Here is a 22,221-nt window from a genome sequence, read left to right as displayed (position 1 = left end):
GCAATTATCCAGACAACCACGATAATCTTTAGAAGGACACATGGACACTAAAACTTCTCAACAGCTTAGTCAACCCCTCAGCAATAGTAATTTGGCACAAAATATCAAAGTAGAAGACGATCGCACGGGCATGAGTGTAGAAACACTCAAACGAGCCTTTTCCGATAACCTGTTTTATGTCCAGGGGAAAGATGAATCTAATGCTACCCTTCATGATTATTATCAAGCACTAGCTTTTACAGTACGCGATCGCCTATTACATCGTTTTATTAAAACAGGACGCACCTACTACGAAGAAAACGTCAAAGTAGTTTCTTATCTTTCTGCCGAGTTTTTGATGGGTCGTCACCTAGAAAATAACCTGATTTCTCTGGGTATCTACGAGAAAATGCGTCAGGTGGTCAACGAGTCGGGTCTAGAAATTGAAGACCTGATCGAGCAAGAACCCGATCCTGGTTTGGGTAATGGTGGTTTGGGCAGACTTGCAGCCTGTTTTCTGGATTCCTTGGCTAACTTGGAAATGCCCGCTATTGGTTACGGTATTCGCTACGAATTTGGTATCTTCCATCAGGCATTAAGAGATGGTTGGCAAGCGGAAATCCCCGATAATTGGTTGATGTTCAAAAATCCTTGGGAAATTGCTCGTCCTGAAGATGCTGTAGAAATTAAATTAGGCGGACATACCGAAGCTTATCGCGATGAAAAAGGACATAACCGCGTTTCGTGGATTTGCGATCGCAAGGTTAAAGCCGTTCCTTACGATACGCCAGTACCAGGATATCGTACTAACACCGTAAACTCCTTGCGTTTGTGGAAAGCAGAAGCCAGTGAAGAATTTAACTTTGAGGCATTTAACGCAGGTAATTACGACCGTGCCGTAGGGGAAAAAATGAGTTCGGAAACGATCTCTAAAGTACTCTATCCCAACGATAATACGCCCCAGGGTAAAGAATTACGTCTAGCGCAGCAATACTTCTTTGTCTCTGCTTCTCTACAGGACTTGATTCACATTCACCTCCATATTCATCCCGACTTGACAAATTTCCACGATCGAGCAGCAATTCAGCTTAATGATACTCATCCAGCCGTAGCAGTAGCCGAGTTAATGCGGTTGTTTGTAGACGAACATGATATTGACTGGGATCAAGCTTGGGATATTACCCAAAAAACCTTGGCATATACCAACCACACCTTACTACCAGAAGCATTAGAGAGATGGTCTGTTAGTTTGTTTAGTCGCATGCTTCCGCGACACATCGAAATTATCTACGAAATCAATCATCGCTTCTTAGAAGATATTCGCACTTGGTTTCCCGATGATGAAGAATTAGCTTCCGAGCTTTCCATCATTGAAGAAGGCGCAGACAAAAAAGTCCGCATGGCAAACTTAGCCTGTGTTGGCTCTCATGCGATTAATGGCGTGGCAGCATTACACACCGAACTCTTGCAAAAATATACCCTCCAAGGTTTTGCTAAACTTTGGCCAGAAAAATTCTTCAACAAAACTAATGGGGTAACACCTCGTCGCTGGGTATTGCTCAGTAACCCCAGACTGGCTAAATTGGTGACGGAAAAGACCCAAAGCGATAGCTGGTTGAAAAACCTCGATGAAATGCGGGTATTAGAAAAATTTGTTGATGATGCAGATTTTTGCCAAGAATGGCGCGATATTAAACGCAAAAATAAAATAACTCTGGCAGCACAGATCAAAAAGCTCAAAAATATTGATGTCAATGTCGATTCGATCTTTGACGTGCTAGTTAAACGGATTCATGAATACAAACGCCAGCATTTGATGGTGTTGCATATCATTACCCTCTACAATCGCATCAAAGCTAACCCCAACATCGATATTGTACCCCGTACCTTTATCTTTGGTGGTAAGGCTGCACCAGGGTACTTTATGGCAAAACTAATTATCAAATTTGCCAATGCAGTAGGAGAAGTCGTCAATAAAGATCCCGATGTCAGAGGGCGTTTAAAAGTAGTTTTCTTGCCTAACTTTAACGTTTCCTTGGGGCAGAAAATTTATCCTGCTGCGGACTTGTCCGAGCAAATTTCTACCGCAGGGAAAGAAGCTTCTGGTACTGGTAACATGAAGTTTGCCATGAATGGTGCATTAACCATCGGTACTTTAGACGGAGCAAATATTGAAATCCGCGAAGAAGCTGGTGCGGAGAATTTCTTCTTATTTGGTTTAACCGCCGAAGAAGTTTACGCGATGAAGGCAGAAGGTTACGATCCTATGTCTTATTACGATAGCAATGAAGAACTAGAAGCGGTGATTAATCGTATTGCTAAAGGCTACTTCAGCTACGGCGATACTAAGCTCTTTAAGCCTATTGTTGACTCTTTGCTTTATGACGATCCCTATATGCTGTTGGCTGACTATCAAGCATATATTGACTGTCAAGATCGGGTGTCTGAAACTTACAAAGATAAGGACAAGTGGACAAAAATGTCTATTCTCAATTCCGCACGTATGGGTAAATTCTCCAGCGATCGCACTATTAAAGAATACTGCGAGCAAATCTGGGGGATCGAACCAGTTAAAATTGATATTGAGCAATACAGTCAGTAATAAATATAAATTAGATACTCAATCTTCATTTATTTATTTAAGTATCTATATTTAGATGTCTCCATCGAGGCATTTTTTTTTGGATCACAATTATTTGCGATCTAAATTAAAGCAAAATAAGCCATTATCAATCACAGTTATAAGAGTAGGCAACTACAGAGCAAGGTGTTAGACCGAGGTTGATGATATGCTTAGTCAAGAAAAAAGTAATAATATTAGAATTACCTTACCGTTGGTTGCATTGTGCGTACCTTTATTTGCAAATTATGCTGCAACTATGGAAAATGGTTGTCCCTATGAAACCTATCTGCGCGTTGAGGGAAAGTGCTTGGACATCTCTCCAGAAGGATTGAATGATATTACAGAAGAATTAGATGGCAACTCTATTGAAGAAGTAAGTCAAGAAATTGTCCAAGTCGGTCAAGAATTATCAGAATTAAGCGAAGAATTATCAGAATTGTGTCTAAAAGAACAACCTGAAACTATTTCTCAAATTGAAATTATGGAAGATGTTTGTCAATATTGAGTTGTTTTTACAATCAGCCATATTGGTGTATCTTAAGTTTTGGGGAAAATATCTGTAGAAAACTTGAGATGACAAATAATTATCGTACCGAAAAAGATTCGATGGGGTCAAAAGAAATTCCCAGCGATGTATATTATGGCATTCAGACCTTAAGAGCTACAGAAAATTTTCCGATCAGTGGTATCAAGCCTCTGGCAACTTATGTTGATGCTTGTGTTTTAATTAAAAAAGCTACAGCGATCGCTAACGGAGAATTGGGCTGTATCGATCCCCAAATTAGTCAAGTAATTGTCCAAGCTGCGGATGAGATATTAGGGGGTAAGCTGCGAGATCAGTTTGTGGTAGATGTCTATCAAGCTGGTGCGGGAACATCTCATCATATGAATGTTAATGAAGTCTTGGCAAATCGGGCATTAGAAATTCTGGGGGATGAAAAAGGCAATTATCAGCGAGTCAGTCCCAATGACCACGTAAATTACGGTCAGTCTACTAATGATGTCATTCCCACGGCGATTAGAGTGGGGGCATTATTAGCTTTAGACAAAATCTTATATCCCGCTCTCGATAGTGCGATCGCTGCTACCACTACTAAAGCAGAAGAATTTCAAGACATTGTTAAGTCGGGGCGCACTCATATGCAGGATGCCGTCCCCGTGCGTCTCGGTGAGGGATTTAAAGCTTGGGCGCAAATATTAAAAGATCACAAGCAAAGAATTACCAATGCAGCTACAGATCTTTATCAATTGGGTTTGGGAGGAAGTGCCACGGGGACGGGATTAAATACCCATCCCCAATATCGCGATCGCGCTGCGGAATTATTGGGGGAGTTTATTAATAAGCCTTTACAACCAGCACCACACTTAATGGCAGCAATGCAGAGTATGAGTCCATTTGTCAATGTATCTGGAAGCTTACGCAATCTAGTTCAAGATTTGATCAAAATTTCCCACGATTTAAGATTAATGGATTCTGGACCTCAAACGGGATTCAAAGAAATACAACTACCCGCAGTGCAGCCAGGATCCTCGATTATGCCAGGGAAATACAACCCTGTAATGGCAGAAATGACTTCAATGGTCTGTTTTCAAGTCATAGGTTACGATACGGCGATCGCTTTTGCCGCCCAAGCAGGACAATTGGAATTAAACGTAATGATGCCTTTAATTGCCTACGATTTAATTCATAGTATCGAGATTTTGGGTAACACTATCGATAGCTTGAGTAAGCGTTGTTTGGCAGGAATTACCGCTCGTCGCGATCGCTGTTTGTCTTATGCTGAAAGTAGTTTGGCTTTGGTAACAGCTTTGAATACTCACATTGGCTATCTCAAGGCTGCGGATGTAGCGAAAAAGTCGTTAGAGACGGGTAAATCTATTAGAGCGATCGTCTTGGAAGAAAATCTGATGGATGAACAGCAATTAGCCCAGGTACTGGATTTAGAAAAAATGAGCAATTTATCCTAAGGCTGTCGATCAAGTTTCACATGATTATAACTCTAGGAAATTATTGCTCAAATCTTTTACTCTCAGTATTTACCGTTACTAGGTGTAGTGAATTGCAAAGTACGATTACTTGGTTTCTGAGGTTTTAAATTACATTATCTTTATAAAAGCACTTCGATCTTTAAATATTCTTAAAATGTAATTCCCAAGAAATACCGTAGTCATTTCCATAGAACAGGAAGTAATATACTATATAGCTTCAATACTCTTTTGATAATTATATAGATAGTATTTTTTCATTATTTATTAATGATATTGAAACTCTTAATTGATTCAAATTTACATATAAATACAATGATGTTTAATTTACTTGTTTACTTCCAATCCTCAAATAAAAATTTACTGAAAATCAGTAGCTTAATATTATTTTCTCTAGGTTATTGTCTGATTCCACCTAAGGCAATGGCTGATAGCTTGACGGGGACAAAAAATTTTACTGGAAAAATTAATTATACAGTTACAGGCGGTACTCTCAGAAGCAATCCCGATGATATTAATGCCTGTAGTTTAAATAGTAGTTCTACTGCTTCTCTCTCCCATCTTCCTAGCGGTGCAACTGTTCAGAAAGCTTATCTTTATTGGGCTGGTTCAGGGGAAAATATTGATAGTCAAATTACGTTTGATGGAACATCATTAACTGCCGATAAAACTTATACTTCGTCAATATTTGTTTCAGACCCTAATTACGGAGATGATGAATATTATCATTTTCAAGGAGTAAAAGATGTCACGAACATAATTGCCCAAAAAGGTAATGGTAGTTATCAATTTAGTGATTTAGCAGTAGACAACACTAACAACTATTCCTACTATTGCGACTTTCAAGGAGTCTTGTCTGGATGGTCTTTAGTAGTTATTTATGAAGATCCAACTCTTGAAAACAATAAAATAAATACCATTAAACTTTATGAAGGCTTAAAATCTTCTCGCAATCAAACTATTGACTATACTTTAAATGGAATCCAAGTTGCAACAGATCCTATCGCTAAGTTTTCTATGCTGCTTTGGGAAGGAGATTCTTCTTTGAGCGGTGTCAATGAGTCTTTTGCTTTTAATGGGAATACCTTAAGCGATACTTATAATCCATTAGAGAATCAATTTAATTCTTCAATTAATACTAGTCAAGCTAGTAACATTTATGGCGTAGATTTTGATACTTTTGATGTTTCTGATTACGTTAATCAAGGAGACACTTCTGTTACTGGAACTATCTCTACAGGAGACGATCTTGTCCTACAAGGAGCAGCTTTAGTGATGGTAACTACTATCTATAATCCTGACTAAATATATTTAATTGAAAAAGAATTGAAAAAGTGCTGTTTTCAATCACAACACTTTTTCAAAGTTTTATTTTTCTCACATTTTGTAAAAAAAATCCGAATAAAAGTATTAGCCAAATATCTAAACTATCGACTATGAAAAAAATATTGTGTTTGTCTACTGTTACACTAACAATTCTTTGTCAAGGTACTGCTATTTCTCGTGCTTCTGAAGTAGGAATGCCAGATAATGATTTTACTCAGCTAGTATGCGGATATCTCCACCAAATGGATGACAAATCTGAGGCTCTGGATAAAATCAAAGTAATGACAGAGTTAAAAATTAACAATCGCCAATTAGCAAAGTTAGAAGAAATAGCAACATCCGAGCAAGCCACTAGAGATTTTTGTAGTGACTCTCGTCCGCGATTATAATTTCTATAGCTGGCGATCGAACAATTCATCATAGAGATAACACAATCCTTTTTTTACAATACTCCGTCTCATTTTTTCGTAACTTCATAGATACTAAATTCAGGTAGATTTTGATGTCTACAAAGTTCTCTTCATCTCCTGAATAGACAGTTTTACCTCCCATAAACAAAAAAAACGTCTAAAAAAGTTCCAGACGTTTAAAATAATCAATTTCAATTAATCGAAGCCAACAGTTATATTACAGAGCGTTAGCACCTGCAACTACCTCAGAAAGTTCTTGAGTAATTGCTGCTTGTCTTGCTTTGTTATAAGACATAGTTAAATTACCCATTAACTCGCTCGCATTTTCACTAGCATTGTTCATTGCAGTCATCCGTGCTGCAAGTTCACTAGCTGCTGCTTCTTGTAAAGAGCGCAAAATTTGGTTATTGAGATACAAAGGTAGTAAAGCATCCAAGATTTGTACGGGATCTTGTTCAAAGATTGTATCTTTGGGATATTCTTCTACTTTTGAGGTTACACTATCTCTTTCTACACCAAATTGACCCCCTTTAGTAGTTAAACGAAAGATCTCATCATCTTTGACTGCCAATCCCTGAGTGGTCAAAGGCATCAAAGTCTGAATCACGGGTTTAGAAGCAATAAGAGAAACAAACTTAGTGTAAATAAGTTCTACTTTGTCTACTTCATCAGCCAAGAAAAGAGATAATAGCTCATCGCCAATTTCGGCGGCTTCAGGCGCAGTAGGAATTTGTTCTAAACCAGTAAAAGTCTTTTCTGTAGGAGCGTTGCGTAGTTCGTTGGTAAAGTACTGAACTGCTTTTTTACCAACTATGACATAGGTATATTCAATACCTTGTGCCGTTAATTCTTTGGCTCTAATTTCAGCACGACGAATGACATTAGCGTTGTAGCCACCGCACAAACCGCGATCGCCACTAACGACTACCAAAGCTACTTTTTTAACTTCTCTTTGTTGAAATAAAGGTAGATCGACATCTTCAAACTGAAGTTTGCCTTGAATGTTATAAAGAACCTGCGCCAAACTATCTGCAAAAGGACGAGTAGAGTTTACTTGCTCTTGTGCGCGACGAACTTTAGCTGCAGCCACCAAGCGCATTGCTTCAGTGATTTTTTTAGTATTTTTTACCGACGCGATGCGATCGCGAATCGCTTTTAAATTAGCCATAATCTTAAAGGATGAAGGATAAAGGATGAAGGATAAAGAGTAGAGGAAAGGGATAAGAAACTTACTCAACCTTTCCCTTTAACCTTTCCCCTTTTCCCTTTATAGTTACGCTGTTGCCATGAAGGATTGTTTGTATTCGTTAATCCCTTCTTTCAAGAGATTCTCTGCTTCATCAGTTAGTTTTTTCTCAGAAGCAATGATTTCACCATATTTGGCTTTGCTGCTACCTAAGTAGTCTTGTAATCCTTGGGCAAATTCACTAGCTTTATCTACAGGTACTTCATCCAAGTAACCGTTTAGACCAGCATATACTACTGCAACCTGCTCTGCTACGGATAGAGGAGAGTTCTGGGGTTGCTTGAGGATCTGACGCAAACGTTGACCCCTTGCTAGCTGATTTTGAGTAGCTGCATCCAAGTCAGACGCAAACTGAGCAAATGCTTCTAGTTCGGCAAATTGAGCCAATTCTAGCTTAAGTTTACCTGCTACCTGTTTCATTGCTTTGGTTTGAGCCGCAGAACCTACACGAGATACGGATACCCCAGCGTTGATTGCAGGACGGAAACCAGCATTAAACAAGTCAGAAGATAGGAAAATTTGACCGTCAGTAATCGAAATTACGTTGGTAGGAATATAAGCGGATACGTCACCGGCTTGAGTTTCAATAATAGGTAGAGCAGTCATACTGCCCGCACCTAATTCGTCACTTAGTTTTGCTGCCCGCTCTAGTAGACGAGAGTGTAGATAGAATACATCTCCAGGGTATGCTTCGCGTCCTGGTGGACGACGTAGTAGCAAGGACATTTGACGGTAAGCCTGAGCTTGTTTGGTCAAATCATCATATACAATCAAAGTTGCTTTGCCTTTGTACATGAAGTATTCAGCGATCGCAGCACCAGTATAAGGAGCGAGATACTGTAGTGTGGCAGGATCGTTAGCATTAGCTGCTACTACGACTGTGTAGTCCATTGCACCTTTTTCTTCCAAGGTGGTAACTACTTGAGCTACGGTCGAAGCTTTTTGTCCTACTGCAACATAGACGCAGATTACATCTTCACCCTGCTGGTTAATGATCGTATCTACTGCTACGGCTGTTTTACCAGTTTGTCTGTCTCCAATAATCAACTCCCGTTGACCGCGACCTACGGGAATCATCGCATCAATCGCAGTGATTCCTGTTTGCATGGGTTCGTGTACGGATTTACGTTCGATAATCCCTGGTGCCATAGACTCGATCAGGCGAGTCTCAGAAGTAGCTATATCGCCTTTACCATCTAAAGGTTGAGCCAAGGAGTCAACCACTCTACCTGCTAGAGCGTCTCCTACAGGAATAGAGGCGATTTTACCACTTGCTTTTACCGTACTGCCTTCTTGGATACCGAAACCGTTACCCATAAGTACAGCACCGACGTTATCTTCTTCTAGATTAAGAGCGATCCCAACTGTACCGTCTTCAAATTCTAGAAGTTCCCCTGCCATTGCTTGTTCTAAGCCATAGATACGCGCGATGCCATCTCCTACTTGGAGAACAGTACCAACATTGGATACTTGAACATCTTGCTCGTAAGATTCGATCTGCTGGCGAATAATGTTGCTAATTTCGTCCGGTCTGATGCTAACCATAGCTTCTTAATGATTAATTATTCTTGATTTACTTTACAATTGTTATCGAAATTATGCTTGGTCGACTATTGGTTGAGGCTAATACTAATGCGACGTAGTTGTCCGCGAAGACTAGCATCAATTACTTTAGAGCCTACTTTGATAATTACCCCGCCAATTAAACTGGGATCAACAGTAGATCTCAGCTCTACATCACGGGCGTTGGAGATCCCTTTTACTTTCTCAACCAAGCCATTTCTTTGTTCTTCGTTTAATTCTGTTGCCGAAGTAACTTCTGCCAAAACGGTTTTATTGAGCTTGCGCAGCAAGTTAAGATACTGCTCTACAATTGACTCAAGAAAGACAATCCGTCTTTTGTCAACCAATAGCATCATAAAGTTAATTAAGTAAGGATTTGCGTCGTTACCCATTACTTGCTTTAAGACCGCTTTTTTATCTTCTCCTTTGATCACAGGATTGAGAACAAAGTCTTTAAACTCCTGTGATTCTGTTAAAAGAGAGCTTAGAGAACGAAAAGCATCGCCAAACTGATTAGTTAAGTCGTTTTGCTGTGCCAAGGACATTAATGCCTGAGCATATGGTTCGCCAATCTGACTGCTGACTAAAGTTCCACTCATAATTATTGACCTCCTAATTTAGCGATGCTATTGTCAATCAGTTTGCGTTGTGCTTCGTCGTTGAGTAGAGTTCCAATCTGGGAACTTGCTTTCTCTAGGGATAAAGCTACAACACGCTCTCTTAATTGAGCGATCGCTTTTTCTTGCTCGGAACTAAGGTCTTTACCTGCCATTTCCTTCAGGCGTTGAACTTCTTTTTCCCCTTGAGCTAAGATGGTTTCTCTTGCTTTTTGAGCGTTAGTAGTTGCATCAGAGCGAATTTGTGCTGCTATCGCCTGAGCTTCTTCTAACTTTTTCTGTTCTTTTGCTAGGGTAACTTCAGCTTGCTTTTGCTTCTGCTCGACTGCTTTAATTTGCTCGGCAATTTTTGAACGTCTTTCGCTCAAAACATTCGTGAGGACTGGTTTACCAAAGTAAACTAATATTCCTACTAGAAGTGTAAGGTTAATTAGGTTAGTTTCAAATATGTTTAAATTTAAACCAAAACCACTTTCAACCTCTGAGTGCGCTGCTGCTAGAAATAATAAAGTCTCTATCATACCCAGATCTTAAGTTTTGTTATTTTTTTCATTTTATGACCGCTTTTAATCAGTTTTATTTAATTAATTCTGGGTCGAGTATTTTTTCTAAGATTTGACGAGAAAGAGAATCTACTTGCTGCTCTAAAGTGGCAAAAGCTGTTGCTTTCTGCTGCTCTATTTCTTGAGTTGCTGCTTCTCTTTGAGATTGAACCTCTTGTTGGGCTGCTGCTATATTGGTTGCAGTAATTTCCTTGGCTTCTGCTTGAGCTTTTTGGATCGAATTTTGAGATTCCCGACGTGCTTCGGCTATTTGTTTCTCATATTCTTTGACTATGCTTTCTGCCTTGGCTAATTTATCCTTAGAACCAGTATCGCCACTACGAAGAAAATCTTCTCGTTCATCCAGCACCTTCATTAATGGCTTATAAAATACTGCGTTTAACAGTGCTGTCAACAGCAAAAACTGTACTGCCATCAAAGGCAAAGTCGCATCAAAATCAAACATTTTTTATAGGTCAAATTGGATTGAACAATCAAATCTATAGAGATGCCAGTTAACACCTCTATAGATTGAAAAATTTATACGAAGGGGTTGGCAAACAATAGTACCAAAGCAACTACTAGACCGTAGATGGTCAAAGATTCCATAAATGCCAAAGTTAATAGAAGAGTACCGCGAATTTTACCTTCAGCTTCAGGCTGACGAGCAATACCAGCAACTGCTTGACCAGAAGCATTACCTTGTCCAATACCAGGACCAATTGCAGCCAAACCAATAGCTAATGCAGCAGCGATAACGGAAGCAGCTTGAATATCCATGAATTTTTACCTACTTTAAATTTACTGAAAGAACTTAAAAATGAAGTGAAGCTATACAAGTAATATGCTTCAACGTTTAAACAGATTCTAGAAGTAGTCTAACTTCTAAATCAACCTCTTAATCGTGGTGATCTTCTAAAGCCTCGTGTATATATGCTCCCGCAAGGGTGGCAAATACTAAAGCTTGAATTGCACTAGTAAATAAACCTAGTGCCATAACTGGTAATGGTATAAATAACGGAACTAAGAGTACTAATACAGCAACTACTAGTTCGTCAGCAAGAATATTACCAAAGAGACGGAAACTTAGAGAAAGAGGTTTGGTGAAGTCTTCTAATATTGCGATCGGAAGAAGGACGGGAGTTGGTTCAATATAATGCTTGAAGTAACTTAATCCTTTTTTCTTCAACCCAGCATAAAAATATGCTAAGGAAGTAAGCAATGCTAGAGCCACCGTTGTATTGATGTCATTGGTCGGAGCAGCTAGTTCGCCAGAAGGCAACTCAATAAGTTTCCACGGCACCAAAGCACCTGACCAATTTGACACAAAAATGAACAAAAACAAAGTGCCGATGAAAGGCACCCAGTCGCGATATTCTTTTTCTCCGATCTGATTTCTCACTAAATCTCGGATAAATTCTAGGACAAACTCCATAAAATTTTGGATACCACTAGGAATTTTTTGAAGATTTCTAGTGGCAGCTAAAGAAGCTATTACTAAAAGACCTATTACTATCCAAGAGTTGAGAAAAACCTGTCCGTGAACTGTGAAATTGCCGATTTTCCAAAGAAAATGTTCGCCAACTTCTAATTCTGCCAGGGTATAAGTATTTAGAAAAGTCAAAGCACCTAGAATTTCCATATGCCTAGATTGAACAAAACATTAAATTAAAACTGTTCTTGTAGTTTCTTTAAAAATCTCTTAAATTTTAAGCGTCATTTTCTGATTTTTCTGCCGACCAAAAGATTGATTTGACAGTGTAGATCACGATCGCTGGTTTATAAGTTAGAAATCCAAGAAAGACAGGAAGAATGTGCAATTGCTGCCATTTACTGGCAACTAATATCAGGATGACAAAAATGCCCAATCCTTTAGCACCGAGACGTTGTTGACCTAGGCGTTCAACGTCTTTGGCTAACATTTTCAAGTATACGAGTCCTGTAATTGCACCAACTAAGTAGTTGAAAGCAGTATTAGGAGAGAAAAAATACCACACGGGGAAAGTAAATATTCCCGTCAATGCCAGGGTAGTCAACAACAACGATCGCTGTAGCTGATAAAAATCTGCCATTGGGTCATGAGACTCTAAAGAATTAGAATCAGGGGAGGCAATTTGCTCTTCTCGGACTAGTACTGGTTCGGGAGATTGATTAGACAAAGTTACGTTACTCGAATGCTGACCCATTCTTGATTTTGGTTACTGCAACTAGACTCTATCTACGTTTCTGTAGATAGATTTAAGTAGGCATTTGTCCAATATGGATTATGCAATTTACCTCAGTAACTTTTTTTACCAAGATACTACTTAACGTTACTGCGAACCTTGCAGTAATGCTTCTGAGTCGCAGTCCCCAGAGATCATATCACGGTACTGTAACCAATTATTAAAAATTTCTATACGATCTATTTTTAGGAAATTGAGTCGAACTGAAGGGGTTTTTGTTTGTTTCTTATGGGAAGAATTAAAATTGCGATCGCTTATTACCAGGTAGCGATCGCTTTTCAACGAGAATAATTGGCGCAAATAAAACATTCATATCTGTTATAAATTAATGATTTCGATAAATGCTACCCAAAGAGCGATCGCTTTTAATTTCCACCACTAGATCGGCAGTTTCTCTTAAAGGTTTAATAAATAACTCTGGATGAAGAGACTTCCAAAAATATTCTACAAAGCGATCGATTTCCTCGTCACTCATTCCTGTTTTACCCGATGCCATCATTTTTCTTTCTGCATCTTTGCGCCATTGCTGAGACAGGCGATAATCTTGGGGATATAAGACAATTAATCTGTCCAATTTATCCCACAAAGGCAGATAAGTTTTAAGCAGTTTATTATTATCTTTGGCAAACTGAATATCTTCTAAAGTAAGAAGAGGACTAGGACAATTATCAAAACAATCTTCACTAATTGGTCGTACTCCCACAAACCAACCTTCAAACAACAAAATATCTGGTTTAGCAATAGCTTCCGCAGTGGTGCGATCGCCCGAACCATTGTACGCCGATTTATCAAAACGAGGCATTAAGATCTCTAGGTCGCAATCTTCCTGCAAACACTGTTCGATGACCTGCAAACCCAAGTTAACATCATGAGTACCAGGAGGTCCTCGCCATATCAAACGAGGGTCTTGTTGCCTCAATTCTTGCCTCTCTTGATGGGTCAAATACAAATCATCAATCGAAAGATTTGCCACCGAAAACCCCAAATAATTGAGAATCAGCTTCAGAATCAAACAAAGAGTACTTTTTCCCGTACCTTGACCGCCCAAAATTCCTTGAATAAAAGTTCGATTCAACTCATTCCTAGCTATAGCCAAATCTAATGAGATAGGTAGCCATAGCTGGTTAAATTTAGCAATCGTAGCATCTTCGTCCTTAAATCCCAGATTGCGACACTCCGCTGTCACTTCAGCCAATAAATCGTCAAAAAACTTCGATCTATTACCCTTGTCAATTAAATCTTTAATTTTGCGATCGCTAGATTGATTGTCCATTGTCCATTGTTTATGAGCCTAATTTGAAAGCTTCCAAAAATAAACTATAAATTAAGCCAACTTTAAATAAATTCAAAATATCAAGATAAAGCGATCGTCTTTTTGGTTTTAAATTATCTTGCGATCGGTTACGACGACCATAGACGAACCTGCTAATTAATTCCGTAAAAGTAAATACCAATGCGGCAACGGGCATATCCCAAATAGCAGCTTGTCCTGCGGTAGTCACCAATGCCGAACCCATAAAAAATCCTAAGAGAATACTAATCAAACTGAGGGAAATACGTCGCCAGGGATTACTAAATAATAACTCAAGGCGATCGCCTGTAATTTCTACTAAAGTATTAAGACGAGTACGTTGCATTTAGTTTCAGGAACGAGGAATCAGGAACAAAGAATGAGAATGTTACTTATCAATTTGACTATAAATCCAGAGAGAACTTACTAATCCAACACAATGGGCAAAGATAATGCTAAAGCAGGCTTGAATAATGAATACGTCTAAAGAATTAACAAACTCAGTGTTATTCTTGCTGCCAAAAACCTTGGCAGGGTCGAAAGCTAAGGTCTTAGAAAGAACGATCCCTGTAATGGTTTCTCCACTCAAAATAGTAACAATCGTACCAATAATACTGGTGACGATTGCAATCTGAACCATTTTAATCGTGGTTGACTTTTTCGGTGGAACAGAATTAGGTCGAGCAAATTTATCTGCCATTTTGCCATATCTAAAGTTAATGCAGATTCCCACCACTAAACAAATTAAGCCACATACAGCACAGAATAAACTAAATCCAATCCCAGCACTACTTCTTTCTGTTTGATTGACAATTGCCAAAGCCAGAGTCACTGTCGATACAACTCCCAACACCAACTGCGCCCAAAATCCTGCCAAACCAGCCCATTTAAGAGCATTTCCCACTTTACGCATTCGTGCCGATTTAGAAGCAGGTGCGGCAGAAGAAGAACTAACTCTATCGGAATACGGGGTGATATCTGAATCTTTAGTCATAGTTACATTTCCCAAGTATATACATTAAAAATAATTTGAAGTTCTATATCAATCAATAATAAACTAGATAAATGAGAGAGTTAGCGAGGTAGTTGCAAATTTGTCCTTAGAGGCAGGTTTGAGGAAAGTCCGGACTCCCGAAAGACCATACTTGCTGGATAATTCCCAGTGCGAGCGATCGCGAGGAGAGTGCCACAGAAAAATACCGCCAACTCAGTTAATATTAATTAATTGGTTGGTAAGGGTGCAAAGGTGTCGGTAAGAGCGCACCAGCAGTATCGAGAGATACTGGCTCGGTAAACCCCAGTAGGGAGCAAGGTCGGAGGGATTATGGTTGGTCTTTTTCCAATCCCGATTTAGGAGTACTGCATGAGGTGTTTGGTAACAAACATCCTAGATAGATAACTACCCTCAACCGAAGATTGTGTTACGGCACTACTAAGGTTGGGAACAGAATCCGGCTTACGTTCTAACTCTTTCCATTTCATTTCTTGCCGACCTAAATGTTTGAAGACCCCAGAAGAAAAAAACAACTAGAAAAGTTTATTCAAAAGTTAGGTCTACCTCCTACTGCACCTGTTGAATGGTCATTGTTAGATTTGGCTTTGACTCATCCTAGTATTTCTCGTGTGGAAAACTACGAACAGTTAGAATTTGTGGGGGATTCGGTGGTCAGATTAATCTCCGCTGAATTACTGCTAGAAATCTATCCCCAAGAGCCTGTGGGAGAATTTGCAGCCGTTCGTTCTATTTTGGTAAGCGATCGCGTTTTGGCGGAATTGGCAGAATATTACGGTCTTGAGCCTTATTTATTGATTGGTAGCAATGCCACAGGAAACCCTGCGGGGAGACAGTCTTGGTTGGCAGATGCTTTTGAAGCAGTATTGGGGGCTTTGTATCTGAGTACTCACAATATGGATTTGATTCGTCCTTGGCTCGATCTAACCTTGAAAACCAGATCGGCTGAAGTTTTTAGTGATCCTGCTCGCTTCAACTACAAAGATGCTCTACAAGAATGGACTCAAAGAAAATGTAAAATCCTCCCAGAATATCAAGTTAAAGAAAATCAAGCATTTCAAGCATCAAAAGCAAGGGCGGACGAAAATATCCTCAACAGTCGTTTTGTGGCTGAAGTATGGCTCAAAGAACGTTTTTTAGGTCGAGGTTACGGACGTTCTAAAAAAGCCTCAGAACAATCCGCTGCCAAAGAAGCCTTTTTATCAATTTCCCAAGAAGAAAGATGATTCCATAACCAGCGATCGGTAATTAGTAATTACTATTCCCGCGATCCAATAGTAGTATAGAAATATAAAAAAAGCTTAAAATGTAAGATTTTAACAACCTGCTACGGATCGGATAACAAAAGAGTGACTCAGAGCGATGATGAAAAATGATGAACTAAATATAGTAGACGCCGAGCTAAATAGTCCTCTAGATCGGATTGATTCGGCAAAATCCATCGCTGAAATCCCTCCTCCAGATCCAGAAAGGATGTTATTACTTCTAAAGTCAGAGACACCGACGGAAAGAATGCTGGCGGCAAGGGCTTTTTGCGAACTAAAAGATTCCCGTTCCATACCACTACTAATCAAATTACTAGAAGATGTTTGTCCTTTGGTTCGAGTAAGTACTACTTATGCCTTGGGGCGTAACACAGATGATTCGGCGGTAGAGCCATTGATCGCACTATTGGCAGAAGATTTTAATGGCTATGTTCGCAAAGGAATAGTCTGGGCATTGGGCAACAGCAAAGACTCTCGGGCAATTCAACCCCTAATTCATGCTCTAAAGACTGATATTTCAGCAGTGAGGCTGTGGGCAGCTAGTGGTTTGGCACAAATAGCTCCCTTACGCTATGAAGACATCATTGCCGCAATTCCACCACTAATTCAGGGTTTGAGAAGAGATGTTACTCCAGCAGTGAGAAGTAACTGTGCTTGGGCAATAGGGCAGTTATGCCGAGAATTACCTTCCAATGTAGTTTACGCCACGGCGATCGATGCTCTGATTGAATCTTTAGTAGAAGATGAAGACTTTGGGGTCAAAGATGACGCTAGAAGTGCTATTCTCAAAGTCGGCGATCCTCGTGGGTTACAGACGATCGAAGAACTAGAATTTGAAGGATTAATTTAATAATTTAATTAAACTATTACATGAATAAACCCTTAATTGTCGGCGTTAGCGGTGCGTCTGGACTAATTTATGCTGTGCGCGCCTTGAAATATTTGCTAGCTGCCGACTATACCGTCGAACTAGTAGCTTCTCGCGCGACTTATATGGTGTGGCAAGCGGAAGAAAATATTAAAATGCCTTCTGAGCCAGACACTCAAGAACTTTTTTGGCGAGAAAAAGCTGGGGTGATAGAAGGGGGTGAACTCAACTGTCATCGTTGGGGGGATGTGGGAGATAATATTGCTAGTGGCTCTTTTCGTACTTTGGGCATGGTCATTATTCCCTGTAGCATGAGTACGGTAGCTAAAATTGCCACGGGTTTAAGCTCAGATCTTCTAGAGCGATCAGCAGACGTTCAAATCAAAGAAGGAAAACCCCTGGTGGTAGTTCCTCGGGAAACGCCCTTTAGTCTGATTCATCTGCGAAATCTGACCGCCTTAGCCGAAGCGGGAGTAAAAATAGTCCCTGCTATTCCTGCTTGGTATCATCACCCCAAAACAATTGACGATTTAGTAGATTTTGTCGTCGCTCGCGCTTTAGATACCCTAGATATTGATTGTATTCCTTTAAAACGCTGGTCGGGGAATTAATCGATCGCCTTACGGGATTTTGCTCTGTATGTTCCCTGGCATAACACCCTATAATTAATACGGTGAACCAAAACAGCCGAAAATTTCACAAGTTGGATTAAGAAAGCATGAGTCCCAGAAAACTAACCGAAGATGATAAGCAAGAAATTCTTCAGCTATATCGTAACTCTGAAGCAACTACTTCAACTCTGGCAAATCGCTATGAAGTAAGCAGTTCTACGATTAGTCGCTTTCTTAAAAACAAACTATCTTCTACAGAATATGAAGATCTGATTCAACAGAAGCGTTTGGCGCGAACTCCTAGAGGAGAAAAACAATCAGCGAAGAAAGAAATTAAAGAAGTAAAAGAGAAAAGCAGCAAAACTAAAAAAGCTCGTCAAAAATCTTTATCAAAGGTAGAGGGAGATCTAACACCAACTCCTGAAATTGTAGTTGCAGTTCCAGATATTGAAGCAACTGAATCTAATGAATCTAAATCACTACCCAGACGTCGCCGTCGTCGTTCTTCTGCTAATGATGAAGTCGAATTATTAGAAACAGCTACTATAGAAACTAGGGAGGAAGTTAGGGAAGACCTCGAAGAAAATAAGCCAGCAAAACTGATAATTGATCCTCAAACAAAAGAGATATCAACCATTACTGTTGAAGATAATAATGGGGATAAAATTTCTAAAAGTAATAGTTTGATCCTCAAGAATGAGAAACCCAACATCGCTAATTCTTTATCCTTTGAAATAGAAGAGGAAGAAGAAGACGACGACGATGATGATGATGATGAAGTCAATATCATCACTCTCAAAGAAATGTTGGGAGAAGATCTTGAAGATATTAATGATGAAGAAGATGATGAAGACGACGATGACGAAGACGATGATTGGGAAGATGAAGAAAAAGCAACCTTGAGCTATTCTAGAAGAGATTCTGGTTTGAGCGATGTGGAAATTTTACCTCTTTCCCAAGCTACTTTCCCTAGAATTTGCTATTTGGTGATAGATCGCTCTGCTGAGTTGATTGTCAAACCTCTGGCTGAATTTGCCGATTTAGGGGATATTCCTCAAGATGAAGTAAGACAAAGAACCCTACCTGTTTTTGACAACCACCGTATTGCCAAACGTTTTTCTCATCGTCGCGAGCGAGTGATTAAAGTACCCGACGGCAATATGCTACAAAAAACTTCCCGCTATCTTCAAGAAAAGGGAATCACCAGATTGCTAATGGATGGACAGATTTATTCTACTTTGAATTAAAAATTTGAATTAAAAAAAAAGTTAATCTTGTTTCCAAGTTCCATGAAAACCAGGAGGAATCACTGAAGGTAATCCTAGGCGACAAACAGGAGCATCAAATAAGCGATCGCTTTGATAAATTCTGACTTCGCTTCGATCTGTATTTCCATCATAAACTACGGTTAACAGCCAACCCCGTTCGGGGTTATCTTTCTGAGGAACTATTACGGGTTCGGAAGGATAGCAATTTTTTCCCATATCGGCGATCGCCATATTATGGGTTTGTCGATCAAAACTGGCGATCGCATTAAATAGTTCTTCACCCACCGTCACCCCATAGCGATGGACGTTGAGGTAAGTATAACGCCAAGGTTTGCCCACATTTTGCGGTGCAACTAAAGGAAATTCTCCTGCTGTGTTAGATAGTTGTTGATTTTCAATTACCCGCGCTGTTTGAGGATCGATAGTTAATTGCCACAAAGTTCCTTTAGCAGGAGTTTGGGTGCAACCAGAAGCGACTTCTTTAAGATATTGATTGGTGTCAAAGTTCTCATAACGGATAAACTCGGTGACAATATTGCCTTCTTCATTAACACAACCATTAGAAAAATGCCATTGAAACCAAGGATCGGTTGCTCCCCGACTGACTGACTTTAAAGTCTGGCGATTAAATATGAGAATTTCTGTACCTAATTGGGGTTTCCATTCCATGGCATCGCTATAGCTTTTCTGTCCCAAAAGAACAGGTACTAGATTAACTCTGACTGGGGATACCAAAAACACCATATATTGTCCTGCCAAACAAAAATCATGAATGATGGGCAATCCAGACAAAGAATGAGAATTGTGGTGTTGAAGTTTGCCAGTGCGATCGCAACGATATAAATTTAGCGTAGTGGTAGCCCCAGCACTTACACCATAGTTAAATATTTCTCCCGTGGAAGCATCAACTTTAGGATGAGCCGAAAATGACTGCTTTTGGGTTAGCCCAGATAGCTCGTCAATACCAGAGGTAGTTAAATTATCCAGATCCAAAGCGTGAGGCTTACCACCTTCCCAGAGAGCTAACAAGCGGTCTGGTAAAGCTAAAACAGAAGTATTCCCTGCATTTTTAACCGATTTTAGCCAATTATTCCAGAATGCTCCTTTGGCGGTCATGCCATAGTTGGGATAAATAAAACTATCTTGTTCTTCCTCGTCAAGATATCCTTGAGTTTGCACATAGCGATATGTAGCTGTCCCTCCCCCATCCTCGAATCTAACTCCTAAAATAGCCCCGTCACCGTCAAACCAATGTCCCACCCGTTCTTCTCCCCTAGATAGCCTGGCAGGGCCATTGCGGTAGAGCGTACCTTTAAGATCTGTTGGTATTGCTCCAGAGATAATTGACAAAGCAGTGCGATCGAATTCTACCCCAGGTTTGGCGATCGCTTTTGACCAGGCTTTCTGTTTAGATGTAGTTATCATGGCTTTATTTTTGCTTTTTTATAACTAATTTAGGATGAATAGACAAGCGGACAACGATATACTATGCAGTAGTGAGCATTGAAAATTATATAAGCTGCTCGATCTAGTTTGAGATTAGCCTAACCTAACACTGTATATAAAAAATGAACTCAGGAATCGATTTACAAGGAAGCTTTATCCAAACTCTACAAGATTTTGGGCTTCCCATTGGTTTAGCTAAAGCTGTTTGGCTACCGTTGCCGATGTTGTTGATGATCGTTGGCGCAACTGTGGGGGTTTTAGTAGTTGTTTGGCTTGAGCGAAAAATATCCGCTGCGGCACAACAACGAATAGGTCCCGAATATGCTGGACCACTGGGCGTTTTACAACCAGTTGCTGACGGTATTAAATTAGTTTTTAAAGAAGACGTTATCCCCGCCAAAGCAGATCCGTGGTTGTTTACCATGGGACCTGTCTTAGTCGTAGTTCCAGTATTTTTGTCCTATCTCATCGTTCCTTTTGGACAAAATCTAGTGGTCACAGACCTCAATGTCGGCATTTTTCTGTGGATATCCTTATCTAGTATTGCCCCTATCGGGTTGTTAATGGCTGGTTATGCTTCCAATAACAAATATTCTTTGTTAGGTGGTTTGAGGGCAGCTGCACAATCAATTAGTTATGAAATTCCTTTGGCATTATCCGTACTGGCGATCGTTATGATGTCCAATAGTCTAAGTACTGTAGATATTGTGGCGCAACAGTCAGGCTATGGAATTTTAGGCTGGAATATTTGGCGACAACCCGTAGGATTTATCATCTTTTGGATTGCAGCACTGGCAGAATGCGAGCGTTTGCCTTTCGATTTACCCGAAGCAGAAGAAGAATTAGTGGCGGGTTATCAGACAGAATATGCAGGAATGAAGTTTGCTCTCTTTTATCTGGGGTCTTATGTCAACTTAGTATTATCAGCTTTAGTTTTTGCTGTTTTATATTTGGGTGGCTGGGAATTTTTCATCCCTTTAGATCGTTTAGCAGATTGGATCGGAGTTGCCGAAACCACTCCTTGGTTACAAGTATTGACTGCCTCTTTAGGTATTGTTATGACCCTAATCAAAGCTTATTTCTTAGTATTTATAGCTGTCCTCTTGCGTTGGACTGTACCCCGCGTCCGCATCGACCAACTATTAGATTTGGGTTGGAAGTTTTTGTTACCAGTTTCTCTGGCTAATCTTTTGATTACTGCTGCATTAAAGCTGTCTTTCCCCATGGCATTTGGTGGTTAAGCAAATTCTCAAGAAATATCTAAACACAACAAAGTAGATCAAAATGTTTAAAGTTCTCAAGCAAGTACAGGATTATGCCAAGGAAAGTTGGCAAGCTGCCAAATATATCGGTCAGGGACTTTCTGTTACCTTCGACCATATGTCCCGTCGTCCTGTCACGGTTCAATATCCCTATGAAAAACTTGTCCCTTCCGAACGATATCGCGGTAGAATTCATTACGAATTTGACAAATGTATTGCCTGTGAAGTTTGCGTCCGTGTCTGTCCGATCAATCTTCCCGTCGTAGATTGGGAATTTGATAAAAAAGCTAAAAAGAAAAAACTCAATCACTACAGTATTGATTTTGGTGTTTGTATTTTCTGTGGTAACTGTGTCGAATACTGCCCAACCAATTGTCTTTCTATGACAGAAGAATATGAACTAGCTTCCTACGAGCGTCACGAGCTTAATTACGACAACGTAGCTTTGGGACGCTTACCCTATAAAGTGACTCAAGATCCTATGGTAACTCCTCTCAAAGAGTTTGCTTATCTACCCAAAGGGGAAGTAGAGCCTCATGGTTTGGCAAAAGGAGCGCAACGCGCTGGCAAACGTCCAGAAGAAATTCTTGAAGAGATAGAAGCCGCTAAACCCAAAGAAGAAGCTAAACCTGAAGGATAAAAGATATCTTTACATTCGTCATAAAAATTACACAATATAAA

At 39.8% G+C, this 22,221-nt stretch carries 23 protein-coding genes and 1 other RNA gene; 12 read left to right on the top strand and 12 right to left on the bottom strand.

Annotation, left to right across the window (positions count from 1 at the left end):
* Positions 1-40 precede the first annotated feature (40 nt).
* The 5 genes from I4641_RS06280 to I4641_RS06260 all read left to right on the top strand — a co-directional run bounded on the left by I4641_RS06280 (position 41) and on the right by I4641_RS06260 (position 6,303).
* A complete protein-coding gene (locus tag I4641_RS06280) occupies positions 41-2,581 on the top strand; it encodes a glycogen/starch/alpha-glucan phosphorylase (protein WP_229639621.1) in 2,541 nt (846 codons plus the stop codon).
* 187 nt (positions 2,582-2,768) lie between these two features.
* The gene (locus I4641_RS06275; RefSeq protein ID WP_229639620.1) at positions 2,769-3,107 is read left to right on the top strand and encodes a hypothetical protein; all 339 of its coding nucleotides are present in this window, start codon (positions 2,769-2,771) and stop codon (positions 3,105-3,107) included.
* 68 nt (positions 3,108-3,175) lie between these two features.
* Complete coding sequence (locus tag I4641_RS06270; protein ID WP_229639619.1) at positions 3,176-4,570, top strand: aspartate ammonia-lyase; 1,395 nt, start codon at positions 3,176-3,178, stop codon at positions 4,568-4,570.
* A gap of 441 nt (positions 4,571-5,011) precedes the next feature.
* The gene (locus I4641_RS06265; RefSeq protein WP_229639618.1) at positions 5,012-5,893 is read left to right on the top strand and encodes a DUF3344 domain-containing protein; all 882 of its coding nucleotides are present in this window, start codon (positions 5,012-5,014) and stop codon (positions 5,891-5,893) included.
* A 131-nt stretch (positions 5,894-6,024) separates the two neighbouring features.
* Complete coding sequence (locus I4641_RS06260; protein WP_229639617.1) at positions 6,025-6,303, top strand: hypothetical protein; 279 nt, start codon at positions 6,025-6,027, stop codon at positions 6,301-6,303.
* A 238-nt stretch (positions 6,304-6,541) separates the two neighbouring features.
* On the opposite strand, the gene I4641_RS06255 is transcribed toward I4641_RS06260, so the two are convergent.
* The 11 genes from I4641_RS06255 to I4641_RS06205 form a co-directional block, all read right to left on the bottom strand.
* Positions 6,542-7,492 carry a F0F1 ATP synthase subunit gamma gene (locus tag I4641_RS06255; protein ID WP_229639616.1) on the bottom strand — a complete coding sequence of 317 codons (951 nt, stop codon included), beginning with the start codon at positions 7,490-7,492 and terminating at the stop codon, positions 6,542-6,544.
* A gap of 105 nt (positions 7,493-7,597) precedes the next feature.
* Positions 7,598-9,115 carry a F0F1 ATP synthase subunit alpha gene (atpA, locus tag I4641_RS06250; RefSeq protein ID WP_229639615.1) on the bottom strand — a complete coding sequence of 506 codons (1,518 nt, stop codon included), beginning with the start codon at positions 9,113-9,115 and terminating at the stop codon, positions 7,598-7,600.
* A 65-nt stretch (positions 9,116-9,180) separates the two neighbouring features.
* Complete coding sequence (gene atpH, locus I4641_RS06245; RefSeq protein WP_229639614.1) at positions 9,181-9,732, bottom strand: ATP synthase F1 subunit delta; 552 nt, start codon at positions 9,730-9,732, stop codon at positions 9,181-9,183.
* Positions 9,733-9,734: 2 nt separating this feature from the next.
* On the bottom strand, positions 9,735-10,271 hold the full coding sequence (locus I4641_RS06240; RefSeq protein WP_229639613.1) for a F0F1 ATP synthase subunit B: 537 nt from the start codon (positions 10,269-10,271) through the stop codon (positions 9,735-9,737).
* A 55-nt stretch (positions 10,272-10,326) separates the two neighbouring features.
* Positions 10,327-10,758, bottom strand: a complete 432-nt coding sequence (locus I4641_RS06235; RefSeq protein ID WP_229639612.1) for a F0F1 ATP synthase subunit B' — start codon at positions 10,756-10,758, stop codon at positions 10,327-10,329.
* 74 nt (positions 10,759-10,832) lie between these two features.
* Complete coding sequence (gene atpE, locus I4641_RS06230) at positions 10,833-11,072, bottom strand: ATP synthase F0 subunit C (RefSeq protein ID WP_229639611.1); 240 nt, start codon at positions 11,070-11,072, stop codon at positions 10,833-10,835.
* 118 nt (positions 11,073-11,190) lie between these two features.
* Positions 11,191-11,934, bottom strand: a complete 744-nt coding sequence (gene atpB, locus I4641_RS06225; RefSeq protein WP_229639610.1) for a F0F1 ATP synthase subunit A — start codon at positions 11,932-11,934, stop codon at positions 11,191-11,193.
* Positions 11,935-12,001: 67 nt separating this feature from the next.
* Positions 12,002-12,478 (bottom strand): ATP synthase subunit I, encoded by a 477-nt coding sequence (locus I4641_RS06220; RefSeq protein ID WP_229639609.1) that lies wholly within the window; start codon positions 12,476-12,478, stop codon positions 12,002-12,004.
* Between the two features lie 364 nt (positions 12,479-12,842).
* On the bottom strand, positions 12,843-13,790 hold the full coding sequence (locus I4641_RS06215) for a glycerate kinase (protein WP_229639608.1): 948 nt from the start codon (positions 13,788-13,790) through the stop codon (positions 12,843-12,845).
* A gap of 10 nt (positions 13,791-13,800) precedes the next feature.
* Complete coding sequence (locus I4641_RS06210; RefSeq protein WP_229639607.1) at positions 13,801-14,154, bottom strand: DUF565 domain-containing protein; 354 nt, start codon at positions 14,152-14,154, stop codon at positions 13,801-13,803.
* A gap of 42 nt (positions 14,155-14,196) precedes the next feature.
* Complete coding sequence (locus I4641_RS06205; protein WP_229639606.1) at positions 14,197-14,802, bottom strand: DUF3611 family protein; 606 nt, start codon at positions 14,800-14,802, stop codon at positions 14,197-14,199.
* Between the two features lie 76 nt (positions 14,803-14,878).
* On the opposite strand from I4641_RS06205, the gene rnpB reads away from it, so the two are divergent.
* The 5 genes from rnpB (at position 14,879) to I4641_RS06180 (ending at position 18,811) form a co-directional block, all read left to right on the top strand.
* Positions 14,879-15,283: RNase P RNA component class A (gene rnpB, locus I4641_RS06200), an RNA gene on the top strand.
* Positions 15,284-15,305: 22 nt separating this feature from the next.
* Entirely contained in the window at positions 15,306-16,046 is a 741-nt protein-coding gene (gene rnc / locus I4641_RS06195) for a ribonuclease III (protein WP_229639605.1), read from the top strand.
* Between the two features lie 136 nt (positions 16,047-16,182).
* The gene (locus I4641_RS06190; protein WP_229639604.1) at positions 16,183-16,935 is read left to right on the top strand and encodes a HEAT repeat domain-containing protein; all 753 of its coding nucleotides are present in this window, start codon (positions 16,183-16,185) and stop codon (positions 16,933-16,935) included.
* A 20-nt stretch (positions 16,936-16,955) separates the two neighbouring features.
* Positions 16,956-17,564 (top strand): flavin prenyltransferase UbiX, encoded by a 609-nt coding sequence (locus I4641_RS06185; RefSeq protein WP_229639603.1) that lies wholly within the window; start codon positions 16,956-16,958, stop codon positions 17,562-17,564.
* Positions 17,565-17,671: 107 nt separating this feature from the next.
* On the top strand, positions 17,672-18,811 hold the full coding sequence (locus I4641_RS06180; protein WP_229639602.1) for a helix-turn-helix domain-containing protein: 1,140 nt from the start codon (positions 17,672-17,674) through the stop codon (positions 18,809-18,811).
* Positions 18,812-18,832: 21 nt separating this feature from the next.
* Here the strand turns inward: I4641_RS06180 and I4641_RS06175 are convergent, their stop codons facing one another.
* A complete protein-coding gene (locus I4641_RS06175; RefSeq protein ID WP_229639601.1) occupies positions 18,833-20,257 on the bottom strand; it encodes a carotenoid oxygenase family protein in 1,425 nt (474 codons plus the stop codon).
* A gap of 143 nt (positions 20,258-20,400) precedes the next feature.
* Here I4641_RS06175 and nuoH point away from each other — a divergent pair, with 143 nt between their 5' ends.
* Both nuoH and ndhI read left to right on the top strand, forming a co-directional pair.
* Entirely contained in the window at positions 20,401-21,519 is a 1,119-nt protein-coding gene (gene nuoH / locus I4641_RS06170; protein WP_229639600.1) for an NADH-quinone oxidoreductase subunit NuoH, read from the top strand.
* Between the two features lie 43 nt (positions 21,520-21,562).
* Positions 21,563-22,180, top strand: coding sequence for an NAD(P)H-quinone oxidoreductase subunit I (gene ndhI, locus I4641_RS06165; RefSeq protein WP_229639599.1), 618 nt, complete (start codon positions 21,563-21,565; stop codon positions 22,178-22,180).
* The last annotated feature ends 41 nt before the right edge of the window (positions 22,181-22,221 follow it).

This window comes from Waterburya agarophytonicola KI4, from assembly GCF_020640915.1.
Classification (GTDB): domain Bacteria; phylum Cyanobacteriota; class Cyanobacteriia; order Cyanobacteriales; family Xenococcaceae; genus Waterburya; species Waterburya agarophytonicola.
Note: the sequence above shows the minus strand (reverse complement) of the source record. Positions and strands in the feature narration are given on the sequence as shown.